The sequence below is a fragment of the Echinicola jeungdonensis genome (genome assembly GCF_030409905.1).
GTDB classification, from domain to species: domain Bacteria; phylum Bacteroidota; class Bacteroidia; order Cytophagales; family Cyclobacteriaceae; genus Echinicola; species Echinicola jeungdonensis.
In genome coordinates this window covers 1,073,076-1,090,480 of record NZ_JAUFQT010000001.1, presented here as the reverse complement: position 1 = coordinate 1,090,480, position 17,405 = coordinate 1,073,076, and the positions used below count along the sequence as shown (strand labels likewise).

The following is a 17,405-nucleotide window of genomic DNA, read 5'->3' as shown; positions in this document are numbered from 1 at the left end:
AAAATATGCTCTAATTTTGTTACAAAAATACACCTAAAAACATAAACGTAAAATAATGAGTTTAAAGCAAAGTGTAGAAGGAGAAATTAAAAAGGCCATGTTGGCTAAAAATAAGGATAGGCTGCGGGCTTTACGGTCAATTAAGTCCCTGATACTTTTGGAGGAATCAAAGGGTTCAGAAAAAGGCATGACTGAGGAAGAAGAAATCAAATTACTTTCTAAAGCTGCCAAACAGAGAAAGGATTCTTTAGAAGTTTACCTTCAGCAGAACAGACAGGACCTGGCAGAGGTGGAGCAGGATGAACTTGACATTATCAATGAATTCCTTCCAAAACAACTTTCTGAGGAGGAGCTGGAGGCAGCATTAAAGGAAATTATTGCCGAGGTGGGAGCAGAAGGGCCCAAAGACATGGGGAAAGTGATGGGTGTAGCTACCAAGAAACTGGCAGGAAAAGCGGATGGAAAATTGATTTCCCAAAAGGTAAAAGGATTATTGGCATAGGTCAAATTCATTGGGTACCATAGATTGGGTCATATTGATATTATTGGCCATTGGGGCTTACAGTGGTTACAAGCAGGGGCTTTTTATTGGAGTGCTTTCTGTGGTGGCTTTTATTGTGGGGTTAGTATTGGCTTTTAAATTTATGCACTGGGGGGCAGCTATTTTGGCTGAAAGGGTGGAAAGCCTTACGTTTATGTTACCATTTGTCTCCTTTTTGATCATTTTTATTTTTGTGGTTTTAGTCATCAGGCTTTTGGCCTACCTGGTCAAGAAAACCATGGATTTGACCATTCTTGGAGCCTTTGATAATTTTGCCGGGGCCGTTTTGGGTATGTTGAAATGGGCATTTATGGTGAGTTTGTTATTCTGGGTGGGCCACTCTTTTGAGGTGGTTCTTCCCGAGGAAAAAATGGAGGAATCTTCCCTATATCCTATTGTTCAGCCTATAGCACCGGTAGTGATTGACCTTTTGGATACTTTTACCCCGGCCATTCGTGATGCGATGGAGGGAATTCAGGATTTAATTGATATAAGTGAAGGGGGAAATGCTACTGCTGATTGATAATTTTGATTCTTTTTCCCATATCCTTGCGGATTATTTCAAGCAATGTGGCTTGAAACTTAAGGTTGTCCGAAATGATCTACCCCTTTCCGCTTTGAAAAAGGAAAATTATGCGGGATTAGTGCTGTCGCCTGGACCTGAAACCCCCTCAAAGGCGGGAAATCTTTTGGAAATCCTGGATTATTATCATGATAAAATTCCAGTGCTTGGAGTTTGCCTTGGCCATCAGGCAATTGGAGAATATTTTGGAGCAAAGGTCATTAAATGCGCTATGCCTGTACATGGGAAAGTTTTTCCTGTAAGGCAGCTAAGACCCCATCCGGTTTTTGAAGGTATTCCCCATACTTTTAATGTGACGCGTTACCATTCCCTGGAATTAGGGCCTTTGCCTAATTGTTTGAAGCCTTTGTTGGAAACCTGTGAAGGGAATTTAATGGCCATGGAGCACCAATCCCTCCCAATTATAGGTATTCAATTTCACCCTGAAGCTTACCTGACAGAGTTTGGAATTGACATCATTTGCAATTGGGCAAGGGTGTTTTGCCAACAGGAATTTTCCTGATCAACTATTATTTTTGTCTTGTTTTGGATGGGGTTTGTTAAAGTAACCGGATTAAATCCATTTGTATTATCTCAAACCTACAAGGCCATTGGCAAAAAGATTGGGGTCCAATTTTCGGTAATTTGAAAAATATTCAGCGATTTAATGTATATTAAATGCAAGGATCGTTGATTATTAGCTACTTAAACTATGGATTAAGTGTTGGGTCAAGAGAGGTAATGGCTAGTGTCGGACAATTAGAGCTTAATACTTGAAAACTAGGGACTGAAGATTAACGTTTTATTAAATGAGTTCAATTTAATATCTTTAAACATGCAGGCGTACGAATTTATTAATAATTTAATCCCCCCATTGAAGTATTCGGATAAGGTGAAGATGGCCTTGTCCTGGATGGAGGAAATTCGTACCAATGTATTACCGGTGGTCGAGGAAGGGAAATTTAAAGGCTTGATTACCGATGAAATGATCTACCATATCAACAACCCTGAGTTGACCATTGGTGAGGTGGAGTTGGAGGCTGACAACTGCTTTGTTTTTAAGGATAAACATATTTATGATGTTTTGAGAGTGGCATCCGAATTTCAGACTAATATGGTTGCTGTGGTGGACCGGGAAAATACTTACCATGGAGTGGTAACCCTGGAGGATGCCATTGCTGCCTTTGCTGACTCCATGGCTATTCAGACCCAAGGAGGGGTATTGGTTTTGTCCATGTTGATGACTGAATACAGCCTTTATGAAATAGCAAGGGTGATAGAGTCTGAAAATACCAAAATCCTTAGCAGTTTTATAACCAATGATCCTTTGGATGAAAATAAAATTAAATTGACCCTAAAAGTTGACCAAATTGATTTAAAACATATCAAAGCGACATTGGAGCGTTTTGGGTATAAAATTATTGACCATTACCAGGAAGAAATGGGAGTGAGTGGGGAGCAGGACAGATTGGATAACCTGCTTCGCTTTTTAGATATTTAAAAGCTATTTTCTCAATGAAGATTACTATACATGGAATAGGTTTTCAAAAAGAATTTGTTCCATATATTGAGCAGTTAATCGCTGCATTGCATTATCATCAGGCGGAAGTTTTTTTGACCGAGGCCTTTTATAAAACCATGAAGAAATCCGGAGCAAAAGCTACCGGATTTACCATATTAGGTAACCGGAAAGAGTTGGAATCTATGGAGTTCGTGATCTCTGTAGGCGGAGATGGTACACTCCTGGATACGGTATCCATGGTGGGAGCTTATGAAATTCCAATATTGGGCATCAATACAGGAAGGATGGGTTTTTTGGCCACCATTGCCAAAGAGGATGTTGGTAAGGCCATAGAAGTCTTATTTGATCAGCAGTACACCATTCAGGACAGGACCTTGATCCGGATGGAATCGGATAAGCCATTATTTAGTGGTGTTCCCTATGGGTTGAATGAATTCACCATTCATAAACGGGATACCTCCTCCATGATTACCGTTCACACATACATTGATGGGGAATACTTGAACAGTTATTGGGCTGATGGGCTGATAGTGGCTACTCCTACAGGATCCACAGGCTATTCCCTGAGTTGTGGAGGGCCATTGATCTCCCCTATGGCGAAAAATTTTGTTATCACGCCAGTTAGTCCACATAATTTGAATGTAAGACCAATGATTGTTTCAGATGAAAGTGAAATTAGTTTTTCGATAGAGGGACGGAGCAAAAAGTTTCTGATCTCATTGGACTCAAGGTCCACCGCTGTGGACGCCTCAGCCTTGTTGACAGTGAAACGGGAAAGGTTTTCTGCCAAACTGGTAAAATTCCACGATTACAGTTTTTTTGATACCCTAAGGAAAAAACTGAATTGGGGATATGATATGAGGAATTAGTTTTAACATAAATTAACCCTGAGGATACTTAAGTGGGTTTTTTATTCGTTGGGTACTTTATAAATTGCAGCGTCTTGAGGAAAATCAAAAATCTATTGTGTATTGTATTTGTTGGTATTGTTAGCCTGGTATTTCTAATAATGCCCGGCAGCCTACAAGCCCAACAAAATGAATATGGTCTGGGATTAGGGGTTGCCACTTATTCGGGTGATATCATCCGGAGAGTAGATCCCGGGCAGATAGGTCTTCAAGGCACGTTTTTTGGCAGGCGAAATTTTGACAATGTTTGGAGTATCCGTTTTGGGACTTCGGTAGCCCGTTTGAATGCAGCAGATAGTGTTCGGCCACTGGATGCCATGGCTGAGGCAAGAAATGCTTTTTTCAAGGGAACCCTCATTGAGGGTCATGCCCTTATGGAATTCCATTTCCTGGATTATCTAGCCCCACATTCTAAATTCAGGTATACTCCTTATGGATTTATTGGGTTTGGGTATGCCCTGTTCTTTGGTAATGGGAGGTCATTTGAGGGAAATCCCGATAATCCACAAGGAGGTGTTGAGGAAAGTTATTCCCTGGGTACCCCTGTTATTCCCTTTGGTATAGGGATCAAATACCATTTGAGGGAAAGGCTCTTTTTGGCCTTGGAAATGGGATTCCGACCAACAGTGACAGATTTTCTGGATAAAATAGAATATAACGAAAATTATATTTCACGCTTTCCTGACCCTGATTACGTTCCTGATCCTGATGACCCCTATGATGTTCCACCTCCGTATGGGGTTAACTATGGCAATAAATCAGACAAAGATTGGTACTATTTTTTAGGTGTTACTTTAAGCTATTCCTTCCATCAGGTGGAATGTTATAAATATTAATTAAATGACATTTGGGATAGAATATTAAAAAAGAAATACCATTTTTGTACCGCCAAAAAAATATAGTTAGGACAATAACAGGAATGAAGGAAGCGATCGACAAGGAAAGAATCCCCAACCACATAGCTGTAATTATGGATGGCAATGGCCGATGGGCACAAAGTAAAGGTGCTCAACGGGTATTCGGCCACCGGAATGCTATTACAGCAGTAAGGGAAACCATAGAAGGTGCTAAAACTCTTGGCGTCAAATACCTTACCCTTTATACCTTTTCTACAGAAAACTGGTCCCGTCCTAAGTTGGAGGTGAATGCTATCATGGAACTGCTGGTAAAGACCCTTACCGACCAAGTCCCTGCCATGATTAAGGACAATATCAAGCTAGTAACTATTGGGGAGTTTTCCAGTTTGCCCAAAAGAGGGCAAGCCAAATTAAGGGAGGCCATGGAAAAAACCGCCTCAAATGATGGTTTAACCCTGATCCTAGCCTTAAGCTATAGTGGAAGATGGGAAATAAAAGAAGCAGTAAAAAGCATTGTTCAAAAAGTAGCTGACAAAAAAATTGACCCGGAAGAAGTGACGGAAGAATTGATTTCTTCCCATTTACATACCCAGGATTATCCTGACCCTGAATTATTGATCAGGACAAGCGGGGAATTGAGAATCAGTAATTTCCTGCTTTGGCAATTGGCCTATACAGAGTTGTATTTCACAGATGTGTTGTGGCCTGACTTTAGAAAAGAGCACCTGTTGGAAGCGGTAAAAGATTTTCAAAAAAGAGAAAGACGCTTCGGGAAAACGGGAGCGCAGTTAAAATCATAAGATTAATGAGAAGAAGCTTAATTGTAGCCTGCTTACTCCTTTTTGCCGGAATAGCCGAAGCCCAGATCAGATTGGGCCAAAGCAGGTATTCCGTTCAAAAACCAGTAGATATTGTTGATTTAAATTATGCCAATCCAAAAAAGTTCACCATAGCTGAGATTAAGGCTGTGGGGCTTTCTACCTTGGATGAAACGGCCATCATTTCCCTTTCTGGCCTGAAAGTGGGCGATGAAATCAATGTTCCCGGCGATGAAATTTCCAATGCATTGAAGAAGCTTTGGTCCCAGGGAATTATTGGGGACGTCAAGGTGATGGTTACCAAGATCGAAGGTGACGATATTTATTTGCTTTTAGACTTGACTGAAAGGCCCAGGTTTAGCCGAGTGGAATACAGTGGGGTAACCCAAACCCAGGAAAGTGAGCTTAGAGATAAGGTCAATATTCGGGGTAGGGTGGTTCGTGATGACCTGCTTAATACTGCCAAAAGAAATATCAGGGAGTTTTTTGTAGACAAAGGGTTTCTAAATGCAGATGTAAGAGTATTGCAAGAAAGGGATACCACTTTTCCAAACAGTGTTAAGCTAAGGTTTGATGTGGACAAAAAGTCCAAGATCAAAATTAATGAAATCAAGATAGCTGGAAATGAAAATTTTGCTGATGCCAAGGTCAAGAAAAAAATGAAAAAGACCAATGAACATGCCCGTGTTCATATTTTCAGGGATTTATTTACCCGCTTGTTTGAGGCAGATGCTGAAGATGTTTCCAAAGCCATTTCTCAAACAAATCCAGTTACTGATCAGGAGGTAAAAACCTATATCCATAAAAACTTTAAACTCAATTTCTTCAATTCTTCCAAATTCAATAAAAAAGAATTCAGAAAGGATAAGGAAAAAGTAATCAACTTTTACCAAAACAAAGGTTACCGGGATGCAGAAATCCTCCGGGACTCTGTGTACACCTTTGATCCCCAAAGGGTAAATATTGATATAGAGCTAGAGGAGGGGAAACAGTATTATTACCGCGATATTACCTTTACCGGTAATTACATCCATTCTAATGAGGAACTCCATAATAGGCTGGGGATTGATAAAGGGGATATTTATAATAAGGAACTGTTGGATAAACGGATCAATTATGATCCCACCAGAGGGGATGATATCAGCTCCCTTTACCAAGATGATGGTTACCTCTTTTTTACCATTGAACCTGTAGAGGTCAATGTGGAAAAAGATTCCATTGATATTGAAATGAGGATTTTTGAAGGTCCTCAGGTTACTGTAAATAGTGTTTCTATTGAGGGTAATGAGAGGACATCCGACCATGTGGTCATGAGGGAAATCAGGATTTTGCCTGGGCAGAAATTTGACAGGTCTTTACTGGTTAGAACCATACGGGAATTGTCGCAGGTGGGCTATTTTAACCCTGAAACCATAGAACCTAATTTGCAGCCCAATTTTGAGGATGCCACTGTGGACATCACATTCCAACTGGAAGAAAGACCCAATGACCAAATCGAGTTATCAGGTGGTTGGGGAGGTTTCTATGGATTTGTGGGAACTGTTGGATTGGTATTTAATAACTTTTCCATAAAAAATATCAGTGATTTCTCCAAATGGAGACCTCTGCCCGTCGGAGATGGCCAAAAGCTTTCCCTTAGGGTACAGGCCAATGGAAAAAGCTTCCAGAATTACAGCTTCTCCTTCACCGAACCTTGGTTTGGAGGAAGGAAACCCAATGCACTTTCCTTTAGCTTTAACCATTCCGTGCAAAGGCAATTGGATCTATACGACCGCTCCAACTTTGGAAATGAACTTGGTTTCTTCAAAATTACCGGGCTGACCCTTGGTTTGGCCAAGCGGGTGACCTGGCCTGATGATTACTTTAATATCAGTAATTCCATCCAATTCCAGATATATGAGTTTGATGAGTTTGGAAGAAGCTTTGGGTTGAGCTATGCTACCGGGAAATCCAACAGTTTGACCCTGAATACTACTGTCTCCAGAAGTAATGTGGATAGCCCCATTTATCCAAGACGGGGATCCAATATTTCCCTTAGTGCTAGCTTCACACCGCCATATTCAGCATTTAATAATAATATAAGCAGGGAATCCCCGGATGAGGAGAAATACAAATGGCTTGAATACCATAAATGGATGTTTGATGCCAAGTTCTACTCTCCTATGTTTGGTTCAAGCAAATTTGTAGTCAGTGCCCGGACCCATATGGGATTCCTGGGGTCTTATGGCAACAAAATAGGAATTATCCCACTTGAACGATTTGTAATGGGGGGTGATGGTATGACCTTCAATAACTTCTCCCTTGGCCAGGAAATTGTAGGCTTGAGGGGTTATGAAAACCAGGTCTTGACTCCCGGAAGAGAAACAAGAGGACAGGCAGGTGCAGATCCTTTTGGAGGGATTGTTTACAACAAACATGTAATGGAAATGAGGTTCCTGGTTTCTCCCAACCCATCGGCAACCATCTTTTTACTTGGCTTTGCTGAAGCAGGGAACAACTGGGGGAAATATGCAGAATTTAACCCTTATGATTTGAAAAAATCTGCAGGTTTTGGGGCAAGGATTTTTATGCCTGCCTTTGGCCTATTGGGTATCGATTGGGGATATGGGTTTGATCCAGCACCAGGTAGTGACCAGCCAAGTGGAGGAATGTTCCACTTTACCATCGGACAACAGTTTAGATAAACATGGAAAAGTGTTTAAAATTATTACTTTTGCTGCTGTTGCTATCTTCTGGTGTTATGGCCCAGAAGATAGGGTTTGTAGACTCGGAATATGTGCTAAATAAACATCCTGAGTATAAAAAAATTCAGGAGGATTTAAAGGCATTGGGTAATGCCTGGAAAAAAGAGGCACAGAATTTGGAGCAGGAGATAAAAGAAATGTACAATTCCCTAAAAGCAGAAGAAGTTTTGTTGACAGAGGAAATGTACAATGAAAGATTGGAGGCCATTAAAGAAAAGGAAAAGGAAGCAACGGCCTTTAACACCCGGGTTTTTGGCATAAAAGGCCAATATTATCAAAAACAGGCCGAATTGTTGCAGCCCCTTCAATCTGAAATATTTGATGCTATCGACAAGGTGGCAAAAAGACAGGGAATAGCAATTATGTTTGACAAGGCGGCAGATTTATCTATGATTTATACCGACCCGGTCCATGATTACTCAGACTTTGTCTTGGAAGAATTAGGATTAGAAGAAAATAAATAAATTTAATTAAACAAAAATTATGAAATTAAGAATCATCCTTTCAGCGATTGCTTTGTTTGGCTTCGGTCTTGTAGCCCAAGCCCAGGATAATATTAAAATTGGATATACCAATGTTGAAGCTTTGATGAGCCTGATGCCAGAAATGGAGCAAATTGATGCTGATATCAAAGATTATGGTATGCAGTTGCAAACCAATATCCAAACCAAGACTCAGAACTTCCAAAGAGAGGTGCAATCTTACCAACAAGCTGCCCAAACCATGACAGAAGATGCTAGAGCAGCCAAGGAAAAAGAACTCCAACAATTGCAACAGGAAGTTCAGAAATATGAGCAAGATGCCCAGACTTCTTACCAAAGAAAATTGAGTGAATTGCTGGAACCTGTACAAAACAAAGTGTTCAATGCAATCAATTCTGTAGCTGCTGAACACAATTATTCCCATATCTTCTCTGAAACTGCTGGACAAGCTCCAGTGCTCCTATATACCAAGGAAGCAGATAAATTTACTGAATTGGTAGCTGAAGAATTGGGAATTGATCTTCCAGAATCTATGCCTGAAAATCCTGAATTGCCAACAAGAGCTCCAGGAAATAACTAAAAAACAAAGAAATCTTTAGTAAAACCCGGGCCTTGTCCGGGTTTTTTTGTGCCCTTATCTTAAATCACATTGTAAACCATTATTTAAAAGCGGTAGATCCCTAAGTAAAGGTCAAAAAGTTCACTGACACTATCAATCAGGATTTAGAAATTCCCATTTCCAACTTAAATAAGGGCTTAATATTTATTTTATTTTCAACTTTAACCCTTTAGAAAATATGGCCAAGAAGAAATTTAAAGATATCATCAGGCACTCAGAAGAAGCCATTTTAGTTGATTTTTATGCGGATTGGTGTGGGCCATGCCAAACTATGAATCCTGTTTTAGAAGAAGTGGCCGAAGAGTTCTCCGGAAAGGTAAAAATCCTAAAGGTAAATATTGACAAAAACCAGCAAGCTGCATTAAGTTTTGCTGTCCGGTCGGTGCCTCATTTTATCCTTTTTAAAAAAGGAAAAATCCTTTGGAGAAAGGGTGGGGTGATGACAAAAAGGGATTTGCTTCAGAAACTAAAAGGTTGTGTTTAGAAAAAGATTTTTTAATATTTTTTGCTTTTGGGTTCCAAATTAATTTTTAGAACCTGCTTCTATCTAATTTCCCCGTTTTTTTGACCTTATTGACATCATTGATTGGCCCCCATGAACAGTGACATCTAAAATCAGGAGGGAATAGGCAGGATTAATAATACTTTTCAGATTTTTATAAATGATATGAGATTTTTTTATAATTTAAGTACAAAAGACCTTAGTTCCATTCACATATGTATTCAAAAGTAGCCCTAGCGGTAGCCTTCTCCCCTCGGATTGATGCCATGATTTGTGAAGCCAAAAGGTGCCGGGACCTTTTAGATTCCACTTTGATCCTCATTCATGTGGGAAAGGAAACCCCTGAGAAAAAAGGAAGGCTACTGAGCCTCTTGGATAAGTATCAAATAAATCCAGCTAAAACGGAGGTTTTTTGGGAAGAAGGAAAGCCAGCTAAAACCATCATCCAGGTATGTAATCGGGAGGAGGTGGACCTTTTGATTGCCGGGGCATTGAAGAAGGAGAATTTATTGACCTATTATATTGGATCGGTTGCCAGAAAAATAATCCGTAAAGCCAAATGTTCTGTATTGATGTTGATTGAACCCAGCATTCAGACGGGGCATTTTGAAAAAGTAGTCATCAATGGTACCGAGCAAAAGCAAACCCCATTTGTGATTCGACAGGGCCTGGAATGGTGCAAAATAGAAAAGGCTGACCAGGTTTTTATTTTGAATGAGATCAAAATGTACGGGATGCAAATGGCTACTGCGGGGGAAGACTGTGAAGAGGATGTTTCTAGGTTGAGAAAACATTTGATCCAAAATGAGGTGGACTATGTTGAAAATATTTTGGCTAATATTGATAAGGGGAATTTGAAGGTACATATTAAAGTGACTGGTGGCAGGTGGGCTGTGGAATTGGCCAAATTTTCAGAAAAAATTCATGCAGATTTATTGATTGTTGGGGGAGAGAAAAACTTAACCTTTTTTGACCGGTTATTCCCCCATGACCTTGAAGATATACTTAGCAATTTGCCCTGTAACCTATTGATCATTAAAAAGTAAATTATTTTTTATGGACAAATTGACCCACAGTGAAGTTATCAACTTGCTGCTGCAGCTTGCTGTGATGTTGGTTTTTGCCCGTGCATTTGCTGAGGGAGCCAGAAAGGTCAACCAGCCCGGGGTAGTTGGAGAGCTTTTGGCAGGGATAGTTTTAGGACCTACTGTCTTGGGAATGGTTTTTCCCGACCTTTTTGGTCAATTGTTTGTCATGCATCAAGGAGCCAATGTAGCATTGGACGGGATCATTCACATAGCCGTGATTTTATTGCTTTTTATTGCGGGCTTAGAAGTAGAGCTCCATTTGGTTTGGTCCCAGGGAAAGTCAGCTTTGAACATTAGCATTTTGGGCCTGATCATACCTTTTGGTTTGGGATTTGTCTTTCCCTATTATTTTTCTGGTTTTTTTGGCCTGGCAGAAGGGGATAAACTCCTTTTTTCCCTTTTTATGGGTACTGCAATGTCCATAACAGCTCTTCCTGTAGTGGTTAGGATTCTAATGGACCTGGACCTTTTTAAGTCCAAAATGGGAATGTTGATCGTGGCGGCCTCCATGGTCAATGATATTATAGGATGGATAATATTTTCAGTGATATTATCTTTTATGGGAAAGGGCAGTAACCTATCTCTTTTCCAAACTATTGGGGTGACGCTGGTTTTTACCTTGTTGATGGTTACTGTAGTTAAATTTTTTATCAACAGGGCCCTTCCTTGGATTAATAAAAAATTGGCCTGGCCGGGGGGGGTGCTTTCTATTTCTATAGTGGCCTGTTTTTTGGCGGGGGCATTTACCGAATGGCTGGGCATCCATGCGATTTTTGGAGCTTTTTTGATGGGGGTGGCTTTGGGGGATTCAGAGCATATGTCTGAACGGGCCAAAGAAATAGTTCATCAGTTTATTAATAACATCTTTGCTCCCTTGTTTTTTGTATCAATAGGCTTAAAAATTAACTTTTTCACCAATTTTGAAATATGGTTAACCCTTGCTGTTCTTGCCATTTCTTTTGCAGGAAAAATTTTTGGAAGTGGGGTGGGAGCTATAAGAGGTGGTTTTAACCTTAGGGAATCCTTGGCGGTGGGTTTTGGTATGAACGCCAGAGGTGCCATGGAGATTATTTTGGGGTTGATTGCCTTGGAAAACGGATTGATTAACGAAAAGCTTTTTGTTGCGCTCGTGATTATGGCCATTGTGACCAGTATGAGTAGTGGCCCTTTGATGAAATGGAGTTTGAAATATAAACTTAAATGACTCAAAAAAATACTTGGAATTATTTTGTTTGGGAGATGTGCCCTAAATTTCTGTAAAGCAAATAATCAAGTATTATAATTTAGGTGTGATTCCCCGGGAAGTTAAAAAGAGTTAAATTCTCCGGTTAAAACCTCTAAATATTGCATTGGTTGCTATGTTTTGTACCTTGAGGGTTAACTTAAATGAAAAATTAACCGTTTATGACTTATTTGAAAGAACTGAAAGTTATTAGTTTATTTTCCGTTTTGATGATTTGCATGGTTGGATTACCAGTTATGGCCCAGCAAGCATCCCTAGAGGTGAATGAGGATTTTACCGATGAAGAGTATCAAAAATTTGTTAAGATTAATACGGAGATCATCCCTGTACAGCAGGAAGTTCAAGGAAAGATGATGAAAGTAATTCAGGAGGAAGGATTAGATATTAAGCGCTTTCAGGAGCTTGCACAGGCTCAGCAGACTGGAGGCCTTAAAGATGCTTCATCCAATGCCGAGGAGCTTGCCAAATTTAACAAAGCAGGACAGCGTGTAATGAAGATGCAAAAAGAAGTGCAAACTCTAGTGCAGGAAGTAATTACAAATAATGAGCTTTCTTTACAGAAATTTCAGGAAATTTCCCTGGCCTACAATCAAAGTGATAAAGTAAGAAAAAAAATAGATGATTTAATTAAGAAAGAAATGGAAAAGGAATAAAAACATTTCTCCATGTCAAGTAAGGAAAGCGGATCTTAGATCCGCTTTTTTTATTGGCATCAAATCCCCTTAAAAGCAGTTCTGGGAATAAATTGGTTTTTTGAAACATTACATAGTATTTTTGGTTCTTCTCTAAAAAAGCCCCATATGCCCATGGAAAATAATTCAGCCAGGATTGGAATTTTATTGGTCAACTTAGGAACCCCGGACAGTACCTCTGTTTCTGATGTGAGGAAATATCTTAGAGAATTTTTGATGGATGGCCGGGTGATTGACATCCCTTTTCTTTCCCGTTGGTTCTTGGTGAATTGTATCATCGCGCCTTTTCGGGCTCCAAAATCTGCCAAGGAATATGAAAAATTATGGACGGATCGTGGCTCCCCTTTGCTGTTTCATACCAAAGATTTAAAAGAAAAATTGGAAGAAGAGCTTGATCAAAATAGGTATCAGGTGGAAATTGCCATGCGGTATCAATCCCCAAGTATTGAAAATGGATTGAAAAAGCTTCAAGTTGCCAAGGTTGAAAAAATTATTGTTCTGCCCTTATTTCCTCAATATGCTTCTGCCACCAACGGATCTGTAATTCAAAAAGTAATCGAGGTAGCCAAAGATTGGCAAGTCCTGCCTTCCCTGAATTTTGTGTCTCAATTTATGGACAATCGTCTGTTTATTGAAGCTTGGTCCAATATCGCGCGTGAAAAATTAGAAAAAGAAAGGTATGATGCTTATTTGTTTTCCTACCATGGGCTTCCTGAAAGGCAAATTTACAAAGCCTCTTGTGATGGTTTTTGTAAGCTAAATGAATTTTGTTGCGGCAAATTGACTGAGGAAAACCGTTTTTGCTATCGGGCCCAATGTTATCATACCACCCGGCTGATAGCCAAAAATCTTGACCTGGATCCATCCAAAGTATATACTTCATTTCAAAGCCGTTTGGGTAAAGACCCATGGGTACAGCCTTATACCGAAGATTTGGTAAAGGAATTGGCACAAAAAGGGCATAATAAAGTATTAGCATTTTCCCCTGCCTTTGTTGCGGATTGTTTGGAAACAACCATTGAGGTAGGGGAAGAGTACAAAGAGAATTTTGAAGCGTTAGGAGGCAAGCAATGGGACCTTGTGCCAAGTTTAAATTCCCATCCCACTTGGGTGGATTGTGTCAAAGACCTGGTAATAAAAAACTCCTAAATAAGCCAGTTCAATAATTTATCAATATAAATATAGAGGATAGATTAATCCCTTTCCAAATCCCTGGTAATAATTTATGGAAGATGCCCAAGGTTCAAGTAAATCTGAATCCAGCATATTGCTGATAATAGGTGTTTTGCTTGTGTCATTTAGCCTAAGGCCTTCCATTACCTCTGTAGGCCCTTTGATTCCATTGATCAGGGAGGACTTAAATTTGTCCAATGCCTGGTCTGGATTTTTGACCACCTTACCTTTGTTGACCTTTGCAACCTTTTCCCTTTTTGCTTCCACGATTGGTGATTGGTTAGGCATTAGCCGGGCAGTCCTTTGGGGCTTGATATTAACGGGACTGGGGCTATTTATTAGGGTGCAAGGGGGCGTGTTTTTATTGTATTTTGGGACTGGCCTTACGGGGATTGGGATAGTTATTTGCAATGTGCTTTTGATCCCTTTAATCAAGATAAGGATGCCAAACAGGTTGGGGTTGATGACCAGTCTTTTTACCACAGGCATGTCACTGTTTGCAGCCATTGGTTCTGGGGTCAGTGTACCTTTAGCTCTTGATCTGGGTTTGGGATGGAGAGGTTCACTTTTGAGCTGGATAATATTGATCTTAGTGACCATATTATTCTGGATTCCCCAATTGCGAAAACAAAAGACTAAAAGCAAAGAAGGGGGCCAAAAAGGGAAATCGAAAGTTTGGAAATCAAGATTGGCCTGGCAGGTGAGTTTATATATGGGGATCCAGTCTATGATTTATTTTACCTTGATAGCTTGGTTGCCCGATTTGTTAATTTCGAAAGGTTTTACGGTTTCTCAAGCAGGCTTGATTTTAAGTTTAATGCAAATAATTGGCTTGTTGGGGGCTTTTTTATCTCCCTTGATCGCAGTCCGGTATAAAGAACAGGTTAAAACCGCAGTAGGGTTAGGAGTTGGGTATATATTGGGGTTTGCAACCCTGTTTACTCATCAATCTGAATGGATATATGCTGGGTTGGTTTTGGTGGGGATTTGCTTAGGAGCAAGTATTAGTTTGGTTTATACCTTGATTAGCCTTCGTTCTGAAGGGGAGAATACCGCAGGCCTTTCAGGGATGGCCCAATCTACTGGTTATTATTTGGCGGCCTTGGGACCTGTTTTGATGGGAGGCCTTTTTGATTTGTTTGGAGAATGGAACCTTTTGGTGGTTATATTGATAGTTTGTGCCATTGGGATTATTTATTTGGGTACTAAAGTGGGGAGAGATGTAAAAGTTTGAGTGCTTTGAAAAAACTTTATTGAGATTCAAGATTTTCCCCAAAACGTTGGTTAAAACCTGCTATTCCCTGTAATCCGCCTGTGTGAATGGCCATTATTTTATTGCCTTTTTGGAATCTACCTTTTTTGATTTCTTCTAGGATTCCAAACATTAATTTCCCGGTATAAATGGGATCCAGGGGAATCCCGGTTTTATTTTTGAAATATTTAATAAAATCTATCAATTCTGGCTGGAATTTTCCGTAGCCTCCAAAATGATGATCTCCGATGATTTCCCATTCACATGTAGGATGGATACTGTTTTGCGTTAATAGGTGTTTGACTTCATCTTGTACAAAATTTCCTTTTAAGGCAGGAAAGCCCAGGACCTTTTGGTTTTGCTCTGCTTTGGAAAGAATACCAGCAATGGTTCCTCCAGTGCCAACACTTAAGGCAATGACATCCATTTCAAAATCACTCGGGGATAAAATTTCTCCTGCTCCCTGAATGGCAAGGGCATTTGTTCCGCCTTCCGGGATGAGGTAAAAGGAGGGGAACTGGTCTTCTAATTTTTTAAGTATTTCAGGAGAATCTTTAATGCGATATTGTTTTCTATTCAAATAGGTTAACTCCATACCTTTTTCCCTGGCAAAAGTTAAGGTGGGGTTTAGAGGTAAAGTGGGCTCCCCCCTGATAACTCCAATGCTTTGGAGTCCAAAATCCTTTGCTGCTGCTGCTGTGGCAAAAATATGATTCGAAAAGGCTCCTCCAAAAGTAAGTACCTTTTTATACCCCAATTTTTTGGCCTCTCTTAAGTTATAGATCAGTTTATAATATTTATTGCCACTAACTGCAGGGTGAATGTGATCCAATCTTTTTAGAAACAACTGCACCTGGAATGGTTCCAGCTCATCCAGTATGATTTTGCTTATGGGGATCTTATTGGCTTTAATCAAGGAGAAAATAATTGATTTCATCCAAAATTATTAATTTCTTTTGAACATACCCGTATTTTTGCAATATGTCAGAAGAAATGGAAGAATTGGAAAACGAGAATGGTCAAGATTTGTTTGAGCATTTCAAACTGGAAGTAGATCCGGGACAAGCTGCTATGCGGATTGATAAGTTTTTAACAGAAAAAGTAGCCAATGCTACCCGTAATAAAGTCCAGCAGGCCATAGATAATGGATATGTCCAAGTAAATAATGCCTCCTGTAAGTCCAACTATAAGGTCAAGCCGGGGGATGTGATTACCGTTATGCTGTTGAATCCCCCAAGGGAGACAGAAGTGATCCCCGAAAATATCCCCTTGGATATTTTATTTGAGGATGATCATTTGTTGGTGGTGAATAAGCCGGCAGGAATGGTGGTTCACCCTGCCTATGGAAACTGGACGGGGACGCTGGTCAATGGTTTGGTTTATCATTTTAATCAATTACCTGAAATGCCAGGTAATACCGGGCGACCAGGACTGGTGCACAGGATTGATAAAGATACAAGTGGTTTGCTGGTAATAGCAAAATCAGAAATTGCTATGAACGGTTTGGCCAAACAATTTTTTGACCATACCATCGAACGGACCTATGAGGCATTGGTCTGGGGTGAGCCCAAAGATGATGAAGGTACCATCGATGCCCATGTGGGAAGAAGTGCAAAGGACAGAAAAGTAATGAATACCTATCCCGAAGGTGACCAAGGCAAACATGCTATTACCCATTGGGAAGTCATCAAAAGACTCCGTTACGTTTCTTTGATTCAATGTAAATTGGAAACTGGCCGAACTCATCAAATCCGTTCCCATATGAAACATTTGGGCCATCCCCTTTTTAATGATCATATGTATGGTGGAGATAAAATCAGAAAAGGTACCCAATTTTCAAAATATAAAGCTTTCGTTCAAAATTGCTTTAAAGTTTTGCCCAGGCAGGCCTTGCATGCAAAATCTATTGGTTTTGTCCATCCCGTTAGCAAAGAAAAACTCTTCTTTGAGGCTAAATTGCCGGAGGATATGGCAGAAGTGCTTAAGAAATGGGAGGATTATGTGAATTTGGATGGTTAATAAATGTAGGTATTACCTGTGCTGTATCCGTTTAGTAAAATTGAGAATTAATTAATTGATTTAGTTTTATTCTGTTAAAATTGAACCAACAGTCATTTATTTTTGCTTTCCGAAAAAAGGATTGATATTTAATTGATTTAATAAATGTTAACAGATGGGTGAATTATGTGGTGTAAATGTAAAATAATGTTAAATTTTTTGTAAAATTTTTAGGGTTAACGTTCCTGGTGTATATTTGCAATGTGATCGGGAAAGAAAGCATCCCGGAAATTGAAAACTGTAAGGTGTCTTTTTAGGCATGGAGCTTTCAGGTAAAGCAGAAAGGTTCGATTCCTTTTCTTACAGCAGGTTATTTTGGGTTTATTGTTAATTGACTAAAAGCT

Annotated in this window: 18 protein-coding genes; 17 read left to right on the top strand and 1 reads right to left on the bottom strand. The window is 39.8% G+C overall.

Going from position 1 to position 17,405, the window contains the following annotated elements:
- Positions 1 to 55 precede the first annotated feature (55 nt).
- The 16 genes from QWY93_RS04660 (at position 56) to QWY93_RS04585 (ending at position 14,985) form a co-directional block, all read left to right on the top strand.
- Positions 56 to 502 carry a GatB/YqeY domain-containing protein gene (locus QWY93_RS04660; protein ID WP_290247012.1) on the top strand — a complete coding sequence of 149 codons (447 nt, stop codon included), beginning with the start codon at positions 56 to 58 and terminating at the stop codon, positions 500 to 502.
- Positions 503 to 512: 10 nt separating this feature from the next.
- Positions 513 to 1,064 (top strand): CvpA family protein, encoded by a 552-nt coding sequence (locus QWY93_RS04655; protein ID WP_290247011.1) that lies wholly within the window; start codon positions 513 to 515, stop codon positions 1,062 to 1,064.
- Positions 1,048 to 1,626 carry an anthranilate synthase component II gene (locus QWY93_RS04650; protein WP_290247010.1) on the top strand — a complete coding sequence of 193 codons (579 nt, stop codon included), beginning with the start codon at positions 1,048 to 1,050 and terminating at the stop codon, positions 1,624 to 1,626. The genes QWY93_RS04655 and QWY93_RS04650 overlap by 17 nt, the downstream gene beginning before the upstream one ends.
- Before the next feature lie 312 nt (positions 1,627 to 1,938).
- Complete coding sequence (locus tag QWY93_RS04645; RefSeq protein ID WP_290247009.1) at positions 1,939 to 2,604, top strand: CBS domain-containing protein; 666 nt, start codon at positions 1,939 to 1,941, stop codon at positions 2,602 to 2,604.
- A gap of 14 nt (positions 2,605 to 2,618) precedes the next feature.
- Positions 2,619 to 3,494, top strand: a complete 876-nt coding sequence (locus QWY93_RS04640) for an NAD kinase (RefSeq protein ID WP_290247008.1) — start codon at positions 2,619 to 2,621, stop codon at positions 3,492 to 3,494.
- 74 nt (positions 3,495 to 3,568) lie between these two features.
- Positions 3,569 to 4,369 carry a type IX secretion system protein PorG gene (gene porG, locus QWY93_RS04635; protein WP_290247007.1) on the top strand — a complete coding sequence of 267 codons (801 nt, stop codon included), beginning with the start codon at positions 3,569 to 3,571 and terminating at the stop codon, positions 4,367 to 4,369.
- A gap of 83 nt (positions 4,370 to 4,452) precedes the next feature.
- Positions 4,453 to 5,190, top strand: a complete 738-nt coding sequence (uppS, locus tag QWY93_RS04630; protein WP_290247006.1) for an undecaprenyl pyrophosphate synthase — start codon at positions 4,453 to 4,455, stop codon at positions 5,188 to 5,190.
- A gap of 5 nt (positions 5,191 to 5,195) precedes the next feature.
- Positions 5,196 to 7,892 (top strand): BamA/OMP85 family outer membrane protein, encoded by a 2,697-nt coding sequence (locus QWY93_RS04625; protein WP_290247005.1) that lies wholly within the window; start codon positions 5,196 to 5,198, stop codon positions 7,890 to 7,892.
- Between the two features lie 2 nt (positions 7,893 to 7,894).
- On the top strand, positions 7,895 to 8,416 hold the full coding sequence (locus QWY93_RS04620) for an OmpH/Skp family outer membrane protein (protein WP_290247004.1): 522 nt from the start codon (positions 7,895 to 7,897) through the stop codon (positions 8,414 to 8,416).
- Between the two features lie 19 nt (positions 8,417 to 8,435).
- The gene (locus QWY93_RS04615; RefSeq protein WP_290247003.1) at positions 8,436 to 9,014 is read left to right on the top strand and encodes an OmpH/Skp family outer membrane protein; all 579 of its coding nucleotides are present in this window, start codon (positions 8,436 to 8,438) and stop codon (positions 9,012 to 9,014) included.
- A gap of 217 nt (positions 9,015 to 9,231) precedes the next feature.
- Positions 9,232 to 9,537: a thioredoxin gene (gene trxA / locus QWY93_RS04610; RefSeq protein ID WP_290247002.1), complete on the top strand. Its 306-nt coding sequence runs from the start codon at positions 9,232 to 9,234 to the stop codon at positions 9,535 to 9,537.
- A gap of 233 nt (positions 9,538 to 9,770) precedes the next feature.
- Entirely contained in the window at positions 9,771 to 10,601 is an 831-nt protein-coding gene (locus tag QWY93_RS04605) for a universal stress protein (protein WP_290247001.1), read from the top strand.
- A 10-nt stretch (positions 10,602 to 10,611) separates the two neighbouring features.
- Positions 10,612 to 11,847: a cation:proton antiporter gene (locus tag QWY93_RS04600; protein ID WP_290247000.1), complete on the top strand. Its 1,236-nt coding sequence runs from the start codon at positions 10,612 to 10,614 to the stop codon at positions 11,845 to 11,847.
- A 200-nt stretch (positions 11,848 to 12,047) separates the two neighbouring features.
- On the top strand, positions 12,048 to 12,539 hold the full coding sequence (locus QWY93_RS04595) for a DUF4168 domain-containing protein (protein ID WP_290246999.1): 492 nt from the start codon (positions 12,048 to 12,050) through the stop codon (positions 12,537 to 12,539).
- A gap of 153 nt (positions 12,540 to 12,692) precedes the next feature.
- Complete coding sequence (gene hemH, locus QWY93_RS04590) at positions 12,693 to 13,727, top strand: ferrochelatase (protein WP_290246998.1); 1,035 nt, start codon at positions 12,693 to 12,695, stop codon at positions 13,725 to 13,727.
- A 76-nt stretch (positions 13,728 to 13,803) separates the two neighbouring features.
- On the top strand, positions 13,804 to 14,985 hold the full coding sequence (locus QWY93_RS04585; protein WP_290246997.1) for a CynX/NimT family MFS transporter: 1,182 nt from the start codon (positions 13,804 to 13,806) through the stop codon (positions 14,983 to 14,985).
- Between the two features lie 16 nt (positions 14,986 to 15,001).
- On the opposite strand, the gene QWY93_RS04580 is transcribed toward QWY93_RS04585, so the two are convergent.
- Entirely contained in the window at positions 15,002 to 15,940 is a 939-nt protein-coding gene (locus QWY93_RS04580) for a 1-aminocyclopropane-1-carboxylate deaminase/D-cysteine desulfhydrase (protein WP_290246996.1), read from the bottom strand.
- A 44-nt stretch (positions 15,941 to 15,984) separates the two neighbouring features.
- On the opposite strand from QWY93_RS04580, the gene QWY93_RS04575 reads away from it, so the two are divergent.
- Entirely contained in the window at positions 15,985 to 17,022 is a 1,038-nt protein-coding gene (locus QWY93_RS04575; RefSeq protein WP_290246995.1) for an RluA family pseudouridine synthase, read from the top strand.
- Positions 17,023 to 17,405: the final 383 nt, after the last annotated feature.